The organism is Streptomyces sp. NPDC043878 (genome assembly GCF_056435735.1).
The window spans coordinates 25,745-41,830 of the sequence record NZ_JBWKDW010000018.1 but is presented as its reverse complement, the minus strand read 5'-3'; the positions used below and the strand labels follow the sequence as shown (position 1 = coordinate 41,830).

The window sequence follows — 16,086 nt, the reverse complement described above, 5'->3', positions numbered from 1 at the left end:
CCGACTCAAAGGCGTCAGAAGGCTCCCAATTCGACCTGCGCGTCAGTTGTCTGACGCCTTGCCGCCCGAACGGGGGGCGCCGACCGTGGCCCCCGCCTTCACACCGCCGTCCTTGCCCGCCGCCGGGGCCTCGAAGGATTCCAACGCCTCCAGGACGTCCTGGACACGGGAGATCTCGGCGTTGATGTCCTCGCGCCGGCGCACCAGGATCTCCAGTTCGCGCTTGCCCTCCTCGACCGTGCGCCGCGCCTCGCGGATCGCCTCGGCCTTGAGTTCCTCCGCCTCCCGGATCAGCGTGGCCTTCTTCGTCTCGGCCTCCTTGAGGAGACCCTCGGCCTTCTTCACGGCGGCGATACGCACCTTGCCGGCCTCCGAGTTGGCCTCCGAGACCAGTTCCTTGGCCTTCGCCTGCGCCTTGCCCAACTGCTCCTCGGCGGCCTTGATGAGCGCGTCGCAGCGGTCGCCCGTCGACTTCATCGTCTCGGCGGCCTCGCGGCGGGCCCGCTCGTGCAGCTGCTCGATCTCGGTGGTGATCCGCTCGCGCAGCTCCTCCGCGCGCTCCCGGATCGCGGTGGCGTCCCTGCGGGCGCCGACGAGCAGGTCGTCCGCGTCCGTACGGGCCCTCTCCACCGTCGAGTTGCCCTCGACCGTCGCCTCCGACACCAGCCGGTCGGCCTCGCTGCGGGCCGCGCCGACCATGCTGTCGGCCTGCGCCTCCGCGTCGGCCGTCGTCTGCTGCGCCTGCTGCTGGGCCTCGGTGAGCAGCTTGTCGGCCTCCGCGGCGGTCTCGGTGATGAGCTTGTCGACCTGCTCGGCCGCCTCCGAGCGCCGCTTGTTGGAGTCCCGGCGGGCCTCGTCGAGGGTGCGCTCGGCCTCCTCGCGCGCGGCCGACACCAGACGCTCCGCCGCCGCCTCGGCCGCCGCCTTGGTGCGCTGCGACTCGTCCCTGACCCGCTCCGCGTGCTGCTGCGCCGAACCGACCGTCTCCGCGGCCTCGGCCCGCAGCCGCTCCGCGTCCCCGGCGGCGTCCGCGATCAGCCGCTCGGCCTTGGTGACCGCGTCGACGCGGACCCGCTCGGCCTCGGCCGCCGTCTCCGTCGTGAGCCGCTCGGCCTCGGCGAGGGTCTCCGTCTGGAGCCGCTCCGCCTCCGAACGCGCCTCGTTGATGAGGGTGTCCGCCTGGTTCGCGGCGTCCGACCGGATGCGGTTGGCGTCCTCGCGGGCGTCCGCCCGGGTGCGCGCCGCGGCCTGGTCGGCCTCGGCGACCAGGTCCGACACCTCGGTGCGCACCCGCTGGGCGTGCTCCGACGCGTCCGACCGCAGCCGCTCCGCCTCGGCGATCGCCTCCGAGACCGTGTGCTCGGCGAGCGACTTGGCGGCGTCCGTCTCCTCGTTCGCCTCGCGCCGGATCCGGCTCGCGTCCTCCGCGGCCCGCTCCCGCTCGGCGTAGGCGTCGGCGCGGACCCGGCCCGCCTCCTCCTCGGCCTCGCGGCGGACCCGGCCCGCCACGTGCTCGGCGGCCGAACGCAGCCCGGCGATCTCCTCCTGGGCCTGCTCGTGCAGCCCGGCGACCGCGTCCCGCACCTGCTGGGCGTGCTGCTCGGCGGCCGACACCATCTCGTTGGCCCGCCGGTCGGCCTCCTCGACCAGACGGACCGCCTCGGCCTGCGCGTCCTCCACCCGGCGGCGCGCCGAGGCCAGCAGCTCCTCGCTCTGCTCCCGGGCCTGCTCGCGCTCCTGGCCGGCCTCCTGGCGGGCGCTGCCGAGGAGTTCCTCGGCCTCGCGGCGGCGCCGGGCGGCCTCCTCCTGCGCGGCGGCCAGCGTCTCCGACGCCTCGGCGGCCAGCCGCTCGGCGGCGGCCTGCGCCTCCGCCCGCATCCGGTCGGCGCTGTCCTGGGCCTCCGCCTTCAGCTGTTCGGCCTCGGTGACCGCGTCCGACCGCAGGCGTACGGCGATGGCCTCGCCCTCCGCCCGGGACGCGGAGGCGTCCGCCGCGGCCTCGGTGCGCAGCCGGTCGGCCTCCTCGGTGGCCTGCGCCTGGAGGGTGCGGATGCGCTCCGCGGCCTCGGCGCGCAGCCGTTCGTTCTCCTCGGCGGCCTCCCGGCGGATCCGCGAGGCCTCCTCGCGGGCGTCGGTGAGGGCCTGCTCGGCGGCGGTGAGGCGCTCCTCGGCGTCGGTGTGCAGCCGGGTCAGCTCCTGGGCGGCCTCCGCCCGGCGGGTCTCTATGGCCCGCTCGGTCTCCTCGCGCAGCTCACGGCCGGCCCGCTCGGCGTCGTTCCTGATGCCCTCGGCCTGCTCCAGGGCCTCGTCGCGGTGCCGCTCGGCCTCCTTGCGGGTGCGCTCCAGCGTCTCCTCGGCCTGCCGGCGCAGCGCGGTGGCGCGCTCGATGGCCTCGGTGCGGACCTTCTCGCTGTCCGTGGTGGCGCTCTGCCGCAGCTCGTCCGCGTCGGCCTTGGCCTTGGCCAGCAGATCCTCGGCGGTCCTGGCCGCCTCCTCGATCTGCTGGACGGCCTCCCGTCGCGCCTCGGCACGGATCTTCTCGCCCTCGGCGACCGCGTCGGCGCGCAGCTGCTCGGCCTCGCCGCGCAGCCGGCGGGCCTCCTCCTGGAGCTCGACCGTCTTGGCGCGGTACTCCTTGGTGTCGTCCTTCGCGGAGCCCTTGAGCTGCTCGGCGATGTCGTGCGCCTCGGCGCGCAGCCGGTCGGCCTCGGTCTCCGCGTCGGTGCGGATCCGCTCGGCCTCCTCGGCGGCCGCCCGGGTCGTCTGCCGGGCGTCCTCCTGGGCCTTGTTGAGGACGTCCTCGGCGGTCTTGGCGGTCTTGGCGAGCTGGGAGGCGGTCTCCTCGGCGGTGAGGCTGCGGGCCTTCTCCGCGGCCTCGGCGAGGATCTTCTCGGCCTCGGCGCGGGCGTCGGCGACCAGCTGTTCGGCGTCGGCCTTGGTGGTCTCGGCCTCCTTGGTGGCCTCGCCGACCAGCCGGGCGACCTGTTCCTTGGCCGTACGGGTGCGCTGCTCGTTGGCCGACTCGGCGCTGGAGAGCGCCTTGGCGGCGGCCTCCTTCGCCTCGGTGAGGACCTTCTCGGCCTCGGCGCGCGCCTCACGCAGTGCCGTCTCGGCCTCCGCGATGCGCTGCTCGGCGGTCCGGCTCAGCTCCTGGGCCGTGCGGCGCGCGGTGTCGGACTCGCTCGCGGTGGAGGTGCGCAGCTGCTCGGCGTGCTCGGTGGCCTCCTGGGCCTGCGTCGAGGCGGCGTTGAGGAGCCGTTCGGCGTCGGCGCGGGCGCGGCGCAGCAACTGCTCGGCCTCCGCGCGGGCCGCCTCGGCGTCGCTCTGCAGCCGCTGGCGGGCCTCGGCGGTGACCCGCTCGGCCTCGGCGCGGGCGGCGGCCATGGCCTGCTCGGCCTCGGCCCGCGACTCGTCGAGCAGCCGGCGGGCCTGCTGCTCGGTGCGGGCGCGCAGCTGCTCGGCCCACGCCACGTTCTCGTTGACGTGCGACTCGACGGTCTGCCGGCGCTCGGCGAGCTCCTGGTCCAGCTGCTGCCGGCGGGTGACCGCCTCCTGGTGCAGCTCCGCCTGGAGCCGGGCCGCCTGCTCGGCGTGCTCCTGGAGGATGCGCTGGGTCTGCGACCGCGCCTGGCTCAGCTCCCGCTCGGCGTCCAGCCGCAGCTGGTCGGCCTGGATCTGGGCGTTACGGAGCAGCTGTTCGGCCTGATAGCCGATGTCGCCGCCGTCGTAGGCCGGTCGGGACATGAGGGTGCGCCGCGCCTCGTGCAACTTGGCGCGCAGCACCTCGACCTGGTAGCCGAGGTCCTCGGCGTGCTGGATCGCCTTTTCCCGCTCGGTCTTCAGCCGATCCATCTCGGCCTCGAACCGAGAGAGGTGGTCGACGTCAGCCGCCGGCTCTCGCTCCTGGCGTTCGTAGCCCCGCACTGCGCGGTCCCATCCGTCCCCTGGTCGCAAGTATGGCCAAACGAGCTCCGTCCATACGCCCGAACGGGGCCCCCGGGGAATGGTGTCAGATCAACGGCGGAGCACGGGCTGCCGCCCCGACTCGTCCCCCGAAACCCGGACCCCGGCCCGCGGTCGCCCTCTCGGAGCGGCGACCGCCCCCAACCCTACCGGCCCATATGTACGAGGGTCAGTGCTCAGGTGACTCAACAGGCGCCGAAGTGACCAGTTCTGTCAGTACGCCGTGGCAGTCCTTCGGGTGCAGGAAGGTGATCCGCGACCCCATGGAGCCGCGTCGTGGCTCGTCGTACAGAACGCGTACGCCCTTGTCGCGGATGTCCGCGGCGTCCGCGTCGACGTCCGCCGTACCGAAAGCGATGTGGTGCACGCCCTCGCCGTTCTTGGCGAGCCACTTCGCGACGGTGGAGTCCTCCCGGGTGGGTTCCAGAAGTTGCAGATAGGAAGCCCCGCCGTCGGACGTCTCGTTGATCTTGAGCATGGCCTCGCGCACGCCCTGCTCCTCGTTGACCTCGGAGTGGAACACCTCGAAGCCGTAGGTGGCCCGGTAGAACTCGACGCTCTTGTCGAGGTCGAAACAGGCGATTCCGATGTGGTCGATTCGCGTCAGCATGCTGCCAGTGCAGCGCTCCGGAGGTGGTTACGCAACGTGCGCGCGATCACACCGACGGCCGGGTGACGCGATGGTCTACCGCTCAGTACATTCGAAGTAAACCCTCGTTCACTCACTTCTCGGCTGTGCAAGCTGGAAGGGGATCGCACCTCATGTCTGGAACGAACAGCACTACCTCGGTGATCGTCGCGGGCGCCCGGACGCCCATGGGACGACTGCTGGGCTCGCTGAAGTCCTTCTCGGGAGCCGAACTCGGCGGCTTCGCCATCAAGGCCGCCCTCGACCGTGCGGGGATCGGCGGCGACCAGGTGCAGTACGTGATCATGGGCCAGGTGCTCCAGGCCGGGGCGGGGCAGATCCCGGCCCGCCAGGCCGCCGTCAAGGCCGGCATCCCGATGAGCGTCCCGGCGCTCACCGTCAACAAGGTGTGTCTGTCGGGCCTCGACGCCATCGCGCTGGCCGACCAGCTCATCCGCGCCGGCGAGTTCGACGTGGTGGTCGCGGGCGGCCAGGAGTCCATGACCAACGCCCCCCACCTGCTGCCGAAGTCCCGTGAGGGCTACAAGTACGGCGCGATCGAGATGCTCGACGCGATGGCGTACGACGGTCTGACCGACGCCTTCGAGAACATCGCCATGGGCGAGTCCACGGAGAAGCACAACACGCGCCTGGGCATCAAGCGCCCCGAGCAGGACGAGATCGCGGCGCTCAGCCACCAGCGGGCGGCCGCCGCCCAGAAGAACGGCCTCTTCGAGGCGGAGATCACCCCGGTGGAGATCCCGCAGCGCAAGGGTGAGCCGGTCGTCTTCAGCAAGGACGAGGGCATCCGCGGCGACACGACGGCCGAGTCCCTCGGCAAGCTGCGCCCGGCGTTCACCCGGGACGGCACGATCACCGCCGGTTCCGCCTCGCAGATCTCGGACGGCGCGGCCGCCGTGGTCGTGATGAGCAAGGCCAAGGCGCTGGAGCTCGGTCTGGACTGGATCGCGGAGATCGGCGCGCACGGCAACGTCGCGGGTCCGGACAACTCTTTGCAGTCGCAGCCGTCGAACGCGATCCTGCACGCCCTCAGGAAGGAGGGCCTGGAGGTCTCCGACCTCGACCTGATCGAGATCAACGAGGCGTTCGCCGCGGTCGCCGTCCAGTCAATGAAGGACCTCGGCGTGTCCACGGAAAAGGTGAACGTCAACGGGGGCGCCATCGCCCTCGGCCACCCCATCGGGATGTCCGGCGCCCGCCTGGTCCTGCACCTCGCGCTGGAGCTCAAGCGGCGCGGCGGCGGGGTCGGCGCGGCCGCCCTGTGCGGCGGCGGCGGTCAGGGCGACGCGCTGATCGTGCGGGTGGCCAGGGCCTGAGACGCTTTTCCGGTACCCGACTGCTAGTGAACGGAGCTGTGATGCAGGACGTCTCCACCCTGGTGGCCCAGGCCAGGGAAGGCCGGCCGCGGGCCGTGGCCCGGCTGATCTCCCTGGTGGAGGGGGCGTCCCCGCAACTCAGGGAGGTCATGGCGGCGTTGGCGCCGCTGACCGGCAACGCCTACGTCGTCGGCCTCACCGGGTCGCCGGGCGTCGGCAAGTCCACGTCGACCTCGGCGTTGGTGACGGCGTACCGCAGGCAGGGCAGGCGGGTCGGCGTCCTGGCCGTCGACCCGTCCTCGCCGTTCTCCGGCGGGGCGCTGCTGGGCGACCGGGTGCGGATGTCGGAGCACGCCTCCGACCCGGGTGTCTACATCCGCTCGATGGCCACCCGCGGTCACCTGGGCGGTCTCGCCTGGGCCGCCCCACAGGCGATCCGCGTCCTGGACGCGGCGGGCTGCGACGTGGTCCTGGTGGAGACGGTGGGCGTGGGCCAGTCGGAGGTGGAGATCGCCTCCCAGGCGGACACCTCCGTGGTGCTGCTGGCGCCCGGCATGGGCGACGGCATCCAGGCGGCCAAGGCGGGCATCCTGGAGATCGGTGACGTGTACGTCGTCAACAAGGCGGACCGTGACGGCGCCGACGCGACGGCCCGTGAGCTGAACCACATGCTCGGCCTCGGCGAGTCCCGGGGGCCGGGGGACTGGCGCCCGCCGATCGTGAAGACGGTCGCGGCGCGGTCGGAGGGCATCGACGAGGTGGTCGAGGCCCTGGAGAAGCACCGCGCGTGGATGGAGGAGCGGGGCATCCTGGCCGAGCGCCGGGCGGCCCGCGCCGCCCGCGAGGTGGAGACGATCGCGGTCACGGCCCTGCGGGAGCGCATCGGGGACCTGCATGGCGACCGGCGGCTGAGCAGCCTGGCCGAGCGGATCGTGGCGGGGCGGCTGGACCCCTACCGGGCGGCCGACGAACTGGTGGCGGGGCTGACCGAGGGCACCTGAGGGGCGCGATGACCGGCGGTGGTGTGCCGCCGGTCGTCCCGGGTGGGCGAAGCCCTGTGCGAGGCTCCGCCCACCGCTCGTCCGGCCGGGATACGCCCCGTTCCCGGGGCCTCTGCGCGGTGCCGGTCACGGCCGAAGACCGGTTCCGGTGCCCACTTGGTGCCGGTCGGGGTCCTGGACCGGTTCCGGTGCCCGCGCGGGTGCCGGTCAGGGTCTCGGACCGGACCCGGTCAGGGTCCTGGACGAGACCCGTGGCCGTGCCGAGCCGGTCACGGCGTCAGGGTCGGCCCCGGTGGCCGCGCAGGTGCTCCGCGACGGGCTTGAGGGCCTTGTCGAGCTCCGCCAGGGCCTCGGGCGACAGCAGGTCGATGAAGTGCCTCCGCACCGACGCCACATGATGCGGCGAGACCTTCCGCATGGTCTCCATGCCGCGCTCGGTGAGCACGGCGTACAGCCCGCGGCGGTCGGACTCGCAGTTCTCCCGCCGGACCAGGTCCGCGTTCTCCATGCGGGTGATCTGGTGGGAGAGGCGGCTCTTGGACTGGAGCGTGGCGGAGGCGAGGTCGCTCATCCGCATCCGTACGTCCTCCGACTCGGACAGATTGACCAGGATCTCGTAGTCGTTCATCGTCAGGCCGAACGGTTGCAGGTCCTTTTCGAGCTGGTACGTCAACAGCCTGTTGACCTCCAGGTGGGTGCGCCAGGCGCACTGCTCCGCATCGGTCAGCCAGCGCGTGGCCGTCTCGGTCTCCATGAATGAAGTCTACCTAAAATGTTGAAAGGCGAACTAGTGAGGGTGGCGTGACGGCGCGCACACGTTCGACGTCACACTCCGCAGACTACCGCTCACAGCCCGAAGCGACGCTGGAGGTCCCCCAGCTGTCCGGGAAGGCGCGGTGCGCCTGCCTGCTGTGGGTGGCCTGTGGGCCCCCCGCCGCCACCGGGTACCCCGGCCTGCTGCGCGACCGCCCCCGTGGCCTGCTCGGCCATCAGGGTTTCGGACGACTGGAGCAGTACCGTGCCCGCCCCGACGAACTCGAACTGGTGCTCCTCCCCGGAGGCCCCGCCGAGGCCCGTCAGCGCACGTAGACCGCCCATGAGGCCGGTCATGTACCCGTGGTCGTAGTGGTGGCACGGAGAGGGGCAGTCGGCCCAGCCGACGAGGGCCTGCGGGTCCACCCGGATCGGGGGTTCCATGAACACCACCGGACCGTTCGACGCGGCCACGAACTTGCCGGTTCCGATCAGTGTCAGAAATCCCGGCACGATCGACTGCTTGAGTGCCAGAGTTGGCTGAAAAGCAAGCAGATTGCCCGAGCGAATGGTCAGGTTGCCGTCGTCGAGGTCATAGGAATTCACGTCGAAGGCCCGGTCGGCCAGCAGCATCTTGCCGGAGCCCTCCGCCACGACCCAGTCGCTCGCGTGCAGTGGCGAATGGAACGACGTACGGACCAGACGGTCCAGCCGCCCGTGCCCGATGCCGTTGAACTCCATCGAGCCGTAGTAGGCGATCATCTTGCCCTTCTGCAGGAACCACTGGCTCCCCTTGAGCTCCACGCAGAAGGTGTAGTTGTTGACGTTGTCGTCGACCGGCAGGGTCGTCGGGTCGTAGACCGTCGGGCCGCCGCCCGGAGCCCCGTACATGCTCACAGCTTCTCCTCCGAGGCCTGGACGTACACCGCGCCGCTGCCGCTGAGCTCCAGCTGGAACGCCTCACCGGAGCCGCGGCCCACCATGTCGCGCCAGCCCAGCGCGGTGGACAGCTTGTTGCGCACGTCCCCGTGGTGGGCGACGTACGCCTGGGGGTCGACGTGGACCGGGCGCTGCGGGGTGATCGGGATCTCGAAGACGCCGCCGTGCGCCATCACGGCCACCGCGCCCTGGCCCCCCAGGGTGGTCGTGAACAGCCCCTGTCCCGTGACCTGGCCCCGGACCATGCCCATGACGCCGCCCTGCGAGCCCATGAACATCGTGCCCTGCTGGAGGGTGCCCTCGAAGGCGAGCAGCCGGTCCGCCTCCACGTAGAGGGTGTCGCCGCTGAGGTTGATCACCTGGACGTGGTGGCCGCCGTGCCCGAACAGGACCGTGCCGCTGCCCTCGACGCTCATCAGCGGGGTGGCCTCGCCCGCGACCCGGCGGCCGAGCATCGACATGACCCCGCCCTGGCCGCCCTGCATGTTGGGCGTGAAGGAGACCTCGCCCCTGTAGGCGAGCATCGCGCCGCGCTGGCTGAAGATCCGCTGACCGGGCAGGACGGTCGCCTCGACCATCTTGGAGTTGATCTCGCGCAGAGCCATCTCAGACGTCCCCCGCGATCGTGTTCCGCTCGCTCGGCTGCACGTACACCAGGCCGTCCCCCTCGAAGCGGATCTGGAAGGCCTCGCCGCCGCCCTCGCCCATCAGCGTGCGGAAGGTCACCCCGGACTGGAAGGACTGCCGCAGGTTCCCCTGGTGCGCGATGTAGGCGCCCGGGTCGACGGTCAGCGGGTACTGCGAGCTGACCCGCAGCACCACGGCCGGCCCGTCCGACATGATCGCCGCCTGGCCGTGCCCCTCGATGGTCGTCGTGAACAGCCCGTTGCCCTGCGAGGCCCCGCGCAGGCCGGTGAAGGTGGTCCCGGTGCGCAGGCCGGCGTCGGTCGCGAGCAGGTTGCTCGACTCGACGTACAGCGTGTCGCCCTGGAGGCCCACGAGGTTGATCTCCGAGGCGCGGTCCGCGAACCAGCACGTCCCGTGTCCCTTCACCTCCATCACGGTCATCTGCTCGCCGGTGATCCGCCGGGTGACCATCCCCCGGATGCCCTCACCGCCGCCGCTGAGCTTCTTGAAGGCCATCTGCCCGTCGTACGCGACCATCGAGCCGTTCTTCGCCTTCACGGCGTCCCCGGTCATGTCGACGGCCAGCACCTTGCTGCCTTGAAGTCGAAACATCGCCACGGAGGGACGGTAGCCCGCCGGGCGTGCCCGCGGACAGGGTCCGGGGGCGGAGCCCGACCCCGACCGCACCCCTGGGGGACCGCCGGGCTGCCGGGTGGCACCGGCCCGGACCCCCGCCCCCGTGGCCGCGCCGCCGTTTGTCACAATGGCGGAACGTTTGTGCTTGTGTTCACAAACGACCTCCGTCGTCCCTCCCGCCGCTCTCCCACCGAAGGTGACCCGTGGACATCAAGACCGCCACCGCCCTCCGCCGCCTCCGCCTGGTCTCGGCCCCCGAGGCCGTGTCCTTCCTCCTCCTGCTGGTCTGCTCGGTGCTGAAGCGGACCACGGACTTCGACGCGGTGCCCGTCATGGGCAGGGTCCACGCCGGCCTCTTCGTCCTCTACGTGATCTTCTGGGCGGACGCCTGGAACCGCACGAGGTGGCCGCAGCGCACGGCCGCCCTGTACTTCGTCCTCTCCGTCCTGCCCACCGGCGGCTTCTTCGCCGAGCGCAGGCTGCGGCGCGAGGCCGAGGACGCCGTCATCGCCTCCCGCGCCCGCGCCGAGGCCGCGGTGAAGACCTCATGATCGTCGCCTTCTCCGTGACCCCGCTCGGCGTCGGCGAAGAGGTGGGGGAGTACGTCGCCGACGCCGTCCGCGTGGTCCGCGAGTCGGGCCTGCCGCACCGCACCGACGCGATGTTCACCTCGGTCGAGGGCGAGTGGGACGAGGTCATGGACGTCGTACGGCGCGCGGTCGCGGCGGTCGAGCGGCGCGCCCCGCGGGTCTCCCTGGTCCTCAAGGCGGACATCCGCCCCGGCGTGACGGACGGACTCACCGCCAAGGTGGCGACCGTCGAGCGCCATCTCGCCGGTCCCGACCCCCTCCGACACGGCCCGGCGGACCCCGGCGGACCGAAAGGCGAGACGGGGCTGACCAGCATGTGACCGGCCGGTAAGGTCGGTGCCGTGCCGAAGCCGCTCAGCCTTCCCTTCGACCCCATCGCCCGCGCCGACGAGCTCTGGAAGCAGCGCTGGGGAAACGTGCCGTCCATGGCCGCGATCACCTCCATCATGCGCGCCCACCAGATCCTCCTCGCCGAGGTCGACGCGGTCGTCAAGCCGTACGGACTGACCTTCGCGCGCTACGAGGCGCTGGTGCTGCTCACCTTCTCCAAGGCGGGCGAGCTCACCATGTCCAAGATCGGCGAGCGGCTCATGGTGCACCCGACCTCGGTGACGAACACCGTGGACCGGCTGGTGAAGTCGGGTCTGGTGGCCCGGCGGCCCAACCCCAACGACGGGCGCGGCACGCTCGCCTGCATCACCGGCAAGGGCCGCGAGGTCGTCGAGGCCGCCACCCGCGACCTGATGGCGATGGACTTCGGGCTGGCGGCGTACGACGCCGAGGAGTGCGCCGAGCTCTTCGCCATGCTCAGGCCACTGCGGGTGGCCGCGCACGACTTCGACGAGAAGTGAGCGCACGGGCCGGCGCCGCCTGTGCCGGGCGCCGGGGGTGCCGGAAGATCACCCCAAACCGGCCGTTACGCTCGTACCCATGAAAAAGAGCGTGCTGACCCGCTACCGCGTCATGGCCTACGTCACCGGTGTGCTGCTGGTTCTGCTGTGCCTGAGCATGATCGCCAAGTACGCCTTCGACGTCGACGGCGCCGCGGACTTCACCCGTGTCGTCGCCATCGCGCACGGCTGGCTGTACGTGGTCTACCTGATCTTCGCCTTCGACCTGGGCGCCAAGGCCAAGTGGCCGGTCGCCAAGCAGCTGTGGGTGCTGCTGGCGGGCACCATCCCGACGGCCGCCTTCTTCGTCGAGCGCCGCATCAGCCACGAGCTGGAGCCCCGGATCACGCGGGAAGCGCCCGCCGTCGCCAAGGCCTGAGCCGGCCCGCACGCGGCATCTCCACCGCCGTACGAGGACGCGTACGGCGGTCTCCCATCGACATTTACTAGGACGTCCTAGTAAATTCGAAGCATGGACGCTGAAGCCATCGAGGAGGGCCGCCGACGCTGGCAGGCCCGTTACGACGCCGCCCGCAAGCGCGAGGCGGACTTCACCACGCTCTCCGGCGATCCCGTGGAGCCGGTGTACGGGCCACGGCCCGGTGACACGTACGAGGGTTTCGAGCGGATCGGCTGGCCGGGGGAGTACCCCTTCACCCGCGGCCTGCACGCGACCGGCTACCGGGGCCGCACCTGGACGATCCGGCAGTTCGCCGGCTTCGGGAACGCCCAGCAGACCAACGAGCGCTACAAGATGATCCTCGCCAACGGCGGTGGCGGACTGTCCGTGGCCTTCGACATGCCGACCCTGATGGGACGGGACTCCGACGACCCGCGCGCACTGGGCGAGGTCGGGCACTGCGGGGTCGCCATCGACTCGGCCGCCGACATGGAGGTCCTGTTCGAGGGCATCCCGCTCGCGGACGTGACCACGTCCATGACCATCAGCGGACCGGCCGTCCCCGTCTTCTGCATGTACCTCGTCGCCGCCGAACGCCAGGGCGTCGACCCGGCCGTGCTCAACGGCACGCTGCAGACGGACATCTTCAAGGAGTACATCGCGCAGAAGGAGTGGCTCTTCCAGCCGGAGCCCCATCTGCGCCTGATCGGCGACCTGATGGAGTACTGCGCGGCCGGCATCCCCGCCTACAAGCCGCTGTCCGTCTCCGGCTACCACATCCGCGAGGCCGGGGCGACGGCCGCCCAGGAGCTGGCCTACACGCTGGCGGACGGGTTCGGCTACGTCGAACTGGGCCTGTCCCGCGGGCTCGACGTCGACGTCTTCGCCCCAGGACTGTCCTTCTTCTTCGACGCGCACCTCGACTTCTTCGAGGAGATCGCCAAGTTCCGCGCGGCCCGGCGCATCTGGGCCCGCTGGATGCGCGACGTGTACGGCGCGAAGTCCGACAAGGCGCAGTGGCTGCGCTTCCACACCCAGACGGCCGGCGTCTCGCTGACCGCCCAGCAGCCGTACAACAACGTCGTGCGTACGGCCGTGGAGGCGCTGGCGGCCGTGCTCGGCGGCACCAACTCGCTGCACACCAACGCCCTCGACGAGACGCTGGCCCTGCCGAGTGAGCAGGCGGCGGAGATCGCCCTGCGGACGCAGCAGGTGCTCATGGAGGAGACCGGCGTCGGCAACGTGGCCGACCCGCTGGGCGGCGCCTGGTACGTCGAGCAGCTCACCGACCGCATCGAGGCGGACGCCGAGCGGATCTTCGAACAGATCAAGGAGCGGGGCCTGCGCGCGCACCCCGACGGGCGGCACCCCATCGGACCGGTCACCTCCGGAATCCTGCGGGGCATCGAGGACGGCTGGTTCACCGGCGAGATCGCCGAGTCCGCCTTCCGCTACCAACAGGGCCTGGAGAAGGGGGAGAAGAAGGTGGTGGGCGTCAACGTCCACACCGGTTCCGTCACCGGCGACCTGGAGATCCTGCGGGTCAGCCACGAGGTGGAGCGGGAGCAGGTGCGGTCCCTCGCGACCCGCAAGGACGCCCGCGACGAGGGCGCGGTGCGCTCCGCGCTGGACGCCATGCTCGCCGCCGCGCGCGGTGGCACCAACATGATCAGCCCGATGCTCGACGCGGTACGGGCCGAGGCGACCCTGGGCGAGATCTGCGGGGTGCTGCGCGACGAGTGGGGCGTCTACACCGAGCCGCCGGGGTTCTGACGGGCGGAGGTCTCCCGCACCCGCGTACGAGAAGTGACCGTCAGCCGCTCGACGTCCGGGTCGGGCGGCTGTCGACGTCCACGTGCCGGTCGGCTCCGGGCGGCTCCCCGTGGTCACCGGCCGCCGGTGCGACGGCGGCCGGGACAGCGGCAGCGGTGGGGGCGGCCAGTCCGTACAGGAGGACCTGGGTGAAGCCGCGCACCCACTCCTCGTCCGCCGGCTCCGCGCTCACCAGGGTGCGGTGGACCACCGCACCCGCCACCATGTCGAAGATCAGGTCGACCGTGCGGGTGGCCTCCGCCGTGTCCGGCTCGGGTGCCAGCTCACCCCGCGCCTGGGCCCGTGCCCGGCCGGCCAGGACGAGCCGCTTCTGCCGCTCGACGATGGAGGCGCGGATGCGTTCCCGCAGCGCGTCGTCCCGCGTCGACTCCGCGACCACCGCCATCAGGCCGCTCCTGGCCTCCGGGAGGGCGAGGATCGCCGCGAACTGGAGCACCACGCCCTCGATGTCGGCGGCCAGCGAGCCGCGGTCGGGCAGTTCCAGCGCGTCGAAGAGCTCGGCGACCGCGTCCACCACGAGTTCGTTCTTGCCGGCCCAGCGCCGGTAGAGGGTCGTCTTCGCAACCCCGGCGCGTGTCGCGACGTCTCCCAGGGTGAGCCGCGACCAGCCGAGTTCGACCAGGGCCGCCCGCGTCGCGGCCAGGATCGCGGTGTCCGCGGTGGCGCTGCGCGGGCGTCCGGTGCGGCTCGGGGGCATGCGGCTGTGCATCCTTCGACCATAACCGGCGGTTCTCGTGCGGTCGTGAGGGAGATCACCAGGAGACGGTGGTCCGGAGGCACTCGGTGCCATTACGCTACGACTCGTAGCGAAAGCCTGTGCGCCGACCGACGCACCCGGCCGACGTGAGCGACCACCACTGGCCCGGGTGGGGACCCGGTGCCGCACGACAACGAATACCCCGGTTCTCGTCCCGGCCGGGGGTCCGGGGCCGTCCCCCGGGGTATGGACCACACACGCGCGGGAACGGGGGAGGATAGACGCATGCAGCCACGGAACATGTCCATGAGCGGAGTCGTCGACCTCGCCGCGGTGAAGGCGGCCCAGGAGGCCAAGGCGAAGGCGGAGCAGGCGCGCGCCGAAGCGGCCCGGGAGGGCGGGGGAGGCGCCGTCTCCCCGGCCGACCTCGTTTCCGACGTCGACGAGGCCGGGTTCGAGCTCGACGTCCTCCAGCGGTCCACCGAAGTGCCCGTCGTCATCGACTTCTGGGCCGAGTGGTGCGAGCCGTGCAAGCAGCTGAGCCCCGTCCTGGAGCGGCTGGCCCTCGAGTACAACGGGCGCTTCGTCCTTGCCAAGATCGACGTCGACGCCAACCAGATGCTGATGCAGCAGTTCGGGATCCAGGGGATCCCGGCCGTCTTCGCGGTGGTGGCCGGTCAGGCCCTGCCGCTCTTCCAGGGAGCCGCGGGCGAGGCGCAGATCCGCCAGACCCTGGACCAGTTGGTGCAGGTCGCCGAGGAACGCTTCGGTCTCACCGGCCTGACGGTCGACGCCGACGCCGCGCCGGGCGCCGTACAGGCGGCTCCCGTGGTGCCCCCTGGGCCGCACGACGCCCTGCTGGAGGCCGCCGTACAGGCCCTGGACGCGGGGGACTTCGGGGGCGCCGTACAGGCGTACCGGAACGTACTGAACGACGATCCGGCCAACTCGGAGGCCAAACTGGGTCTCGCGCAGGCCGAGTTGCTCCTGCGGGTGCAGGGTCTGGACCCGCAGCGGACCCGTGAGGAGGCCGCCGCGAAGCCGGCCGACGCGCAGGCGCAGATCGCCGCCGCCGACCTGGATCTGGTGGGTGGTCATGTGGAGGACGCGTTCGGGCGGCTCATCGAGACCGTCCGGCGTACGGCGGGTGACGACCGGGACGCCGTACGGCTGCGGCTCCTGGAGCTGTTCGAGGTCGTGGGCGCCGACGACCCACGGGTGGCGGCGGCTCGCCGGGCGCTCGCGCGGGCCCTGTTCTGAGCGGGCCGGGGCGGGTGTTCTGAGCGGGGTGCGAGCCCGGTTCTGACCAGTCGCTAAACGCGCGGGTGTGTGGTGCCCGCGTGAAAGATCTGGCGACGGACTGCCGGAGCGGCCGCGCTTTACCAAAACTTGGTAAACGCGGCCGCTGTTACTTCAAGTAAGTTTCGGCCGTTGATCTGTCGGACTCTGTCCATTCATCAACAGTTTTGTCCTCCCCTTCTCTGCCACCGAGCGTCGTCGGCCGAGACCGGTGGGTCGTTGTTCGGTTATCCGGCCGTTACTAGCGAGTAACGAACCCCCTTGTGCGGGCGCCGAGAATGCACCACGATCGGCCACGCTCGGTCCATTCGCGTACCCCGACAGCCGGTTGGGTCCAACGGGAACCAGGGTCCCCACCGGGCAGGGTCGACGGCAGTGGCGTCGACTCTTGGGCAGGGGGGTCTTCGCCGTCCGGCGGAGCCTGTCCAGCAAGGTTGTGCGTGATGCGTGTCAGGCGCGACCAGTGGTTGTCGCTCGGGGGTGATCGCCGGTG

General features: G+C 71.5%; 15 protein-coding genes. 8 read left to right on the top strand and 7 right to left on the bottom strand.

Annotated features, from left to right (window positions below; genetic code table 11):
* Window positions 1-42: 42 nt before the first annotated feature.
* Together scy and mce are read right to left on the bottom strand one after the other, a co-directional pair.
* Entirely contained in the window at window positions 43-3,924 is a 3,882-nt protein-coding gene (gene scy / locus AC07AZ_RS24220) for a polarized growth protein Scy (protein ID WP_478851070.1), read from the bottom strand.
* 208 nt (window positions 3,925-4,132) lie between these two features.
* A complete protein-coding gene (gene mce / locus AC07AZ_RS24215) occupies window positions 4,133-4,573 on the bottom strand; it encodes a methylmalonyl-CoA epimerase (RefSeq protein WP_478851068.1) in 441 nt (146 codons plus the stop codon).
* Window positions 4,574-4,725: 152 nt separating this feature from the next.
* Between mce and AC07AZ_RS24210 the strand changes: the two genes are divergently transcribed.
* Window positions 4,726-5,928 carry an acetyl-CoA C-acetyltransferase gene (locus tag AC07AZ_RS24210; RefSeq protein ID WP_478851066.1) on the top strand — a complete coding sequence of 401 codons (1,203 nt, stop codon included), beginning with the start codon at window positions 4,726-4,728 and terminating at the stop codon, window positions 5,926-5,928.
* 41 nt (window positions 5,929-5,969) lie between these two features.
* Window positions 5,970-6,929 carry a methylmalonyl Co-A mutase-associated GTPase MeaB gene (gene meaB, locus AC07AZ_RS24205; protein ID WP_478851064.1) on the top strand — a complete coding sequence of 320 codons (960 nt, stop codon included), beginning with the start codon at window positions 5,970-5,972 and terminating at the stop codon, window positions 6,927-6,929.
* Window positions 6,930-7,206: 277 nt separating this feature from the next.
* Here meaB and AC07AZ_RS24200 read toward each other — a convergent pair whose 3' ends face one another.
* From AC07AZ_RS24200 to AC07AZ_RS24185, 4 genes are all read right to left on the bottom strand, one after another.
* On the bottom strand, window positions 7,207-7,683 hold the full coding sequence (locus AC07AZ_RS24200; protein WP_478851062.1) for a MarR family winged helix-turn-helix transcriptional regulator: 477 nt from the start codon (window positions 7,681-7,683) through the stop codon (window positions 7,207-7,209).
* Between the two features lie 92 nt (window positions 7,684-7,775).
* Window positions 7,776-8,573, bottom strand: a complete 798-nt coding sequence (locus tag AC07AZ_RS24195; protein WP_478851060.1) for an AIM24 family protein — start codon at window positions 8,571-8,573, stop codon at window positions 7,776-7,778.
* A 2-nt stretch (window positions 8,574-8,575) separates the two neighbouring features.
* Window positions 8,576-9,226 (bottom strand): AIM24 family protein, encoded by a 651-nt coding sequence (locus AC07AZ_RS24190; protein WP_478851058.1) that lies wholly within the window; start codon window positions 9,224-9,226, stop codon window positions 8,576-8,578.
* Window position 9,227: 1 nt separating this feature from the next.
* A complete protein-coding gene (locus tag AC07AZ_RS24185; RefSeq protein ID WP_478851318.1) occupies window positions 9,228-9,860 on the bottom strand; it encodes an AIM24 family protein in 633 nt (210 codons plus the stop codon).
* A gap of 227 nt (window positions 9,861-10,087) precedes the next feature.
* Between AC07AZ_RS24185 and AC07AZ_RS24180 the strand changes: the two genes are divergently transcribed.
* The 5 genes from AC07AZ_RS24180 to AC07AZ_RS24160 all read left to right on the top strand — a co-directional run bounded on the left by AC07AZ_RS24180 (window position 10,088) and on the right by AC07AZ_RS24160 (window position 13,537).
* Window positions 10,088-10,435, top strand: a complete 348-nt coding sequence (locus AC07AZ_RS24180) for a DUF3817 domain-containing protein (RefSeq protein ID WP_478851056.1) — start codon at window positions 10,088-10,090, stop codon at window positions 10,433-10,435.
* Window positions 10,432-10,794, top strand: a complete 363-nt coding sequence (locus AC07AZ_RS24175) for an MTH1187 family thiamine-binding protein (RefSeq protein WP_478851054.1) — start codon at window positions 10,432-10,434, stop codon at window positions 10,792-10,794. The genes AC07AZ_RS24180 and AC07AZ_RS24175 overlap by 4 nt, the downstream gene beginning before the upstream one ends.
* 21 nt (window positions 10,795-10,815) lie before the next feature.
* The gene (locus AC07AZ_RS24170) at window positions 10,816-11,325 is read left to right on the top strand and encodes a MarR family winged helix-turn-helix transcriptional regulator (RefSeq protein WP_478851052.1); all 510 of its coding nucleotides are present in this window, start codon (window positions 10,816-10,818) and stop codon (window positions 11,323-11,325) included.
* Window positions 11,326-11,404: 79 nt separating this feature from the next.
* Window positions 11,405-11,743 carry a DUF3817 domain-containing protein gene (locus AC07AZ_RS24165; RefSeq protein WP_478851050.1) on the top strand — a complete coding sequence of 113 codons (339 nt, stop codon included), beginning with the start codon at window positions 11,405-11,407 and terminating at the stop codon, window positions 11,741-11,743.
* Between the two features lie 93 nt (window positions 11,744-11,836).
* Window positions 11,837-13,537, top strand: a complete 1,701-nt coding sequence (locus tag AC07AZ_RS24160; RefSeq protein WP_478851048.1) for an acyl-CoA mutase large subunit family protein — start codon at window positions 11,837-11,839, stop codon at window positions 13,535-13,537.
* Between the two features lie 40 nt (window positions 13,538-13,577).
* Here AC07AZ_RS24160 and AC07AZ_RS24155 read toward each other — a convergent pair whose 3' ends face one another.
* On the bottom strand, window positions 13,578-14,306 hold the full coding sequence (locus AC07AZ_RS24155) for a TetR/AcrR family transcriptional regulator (RefSeq protein ID WP_478851046.1): 729 nt from the start codon (window positions 14,304-14,306) through the stop codon (window positions 13,578-13,580).
* Between the two features lie 273 nt (window positions 14,307-14,579).
* Here AC07AZ_RS24155 and AC07AZ_RS24150 point away from each other — a divergent pair, with 273 nt between their 5' ends.
* Window positions 14,580-15,554, top strand: coding sequence for a tetratricopeptide repeat protein (locus AC07AZ_RS24150; protein WP_478851044.1), 975 nt, complete (start codon window positions 14,580-14,582; stop codon window positions 15,552-15,554).
* Window positions 15,555-16,086: the final 532 nt, after the last annotated feature.

Bases quoted from the DNA above. Each gene is read 5' to 3' on its own strand.
- mce (WP_478851068.1), bottom strand. From the start codon at position 4,573: ATGCTGACGCGAATCGACCACATCGGAATCGCCTGTTTCGACCTCGAC.
- AC07AZ_RS24210 (WP_478851066.1), top strand. From the start codon at position 4,726: ATGTCTGGAACGAACAGCACTACCTCGGTGATCGTCGCGGGCGCCCGG.
- meaB (WP_478851064.1), top strand. From the start codon at position 5,970: ATGCAGGACGTCTCCACCCTGGTGGCCCAGGCCAGGGAAGGCCGGCCG.
- AC07AZ_RS24200 (WP_478851062.1), bottom strand. From the start codon at position 7,683: ATGGAGACCGAGACGGCCACGCGCTGGCTGACCGATGCGGAGCAGTGC.
- AC07AZ_RS24195 (WP_478851060.1), bottom strand. From the start codon at position 8,573: ATGTACGGGGCTCCGGGCGGCGGCCCGACGGTCTACGACCCGACGACC.
- AC07AZ_RS24190 (WP_478851058.1), bottom strand. From the start codon at position 9,226: ATGGCTCTGCGCGAGATCAACTCCAAGATGGTCGAGGCGACCGTCCTG.
- AC07AZ_RS24185 (WP_478851318.1), bottom strand. From the start codon at position 9,860: ATGTTTCGACTTCAAGGCAGCAAGGTGCTGGCCGTCGACATGACCGGG.
- AC07AZ_RS24175 (WP_478851054.1), top strand. From the start codon at position 10,432: ATGATCGTCGCCTTCTCCGTGACCCCGCTCGGCGTCGGCGAAGAGGTG.
- AC07AZ_RS24165 (WP_478851050.1), top strand. From the start codon at position 11,405: ATGAAAAAGAGCGTGCTGACCCGCTACCGCGTCATGGCCTACGTCACC.
- AC07AZ_RS24160 (WP_478851048.1), top strand. From the start codon at position 11,837: ATGGACGCTGAAGCCATCGAGGAGGGCCGCCGACGCTGGCAGGCCCGT.
- AC07AZ_RS24155 (WP_478851046.1), bottom strand. From the start codon at position 14,306: ATGCACAGCCGCATGCCCCCGAGCCGCACCGGACGCCCGCGCAGCGCC.
- AC07AZ_RS24150 (WP_478851044.1), top strand. From the start codon at position 14,580: ATGCAGCCACGGAACATGTCCATGAGCGGAGTCGTCGACCTCGCCGCG.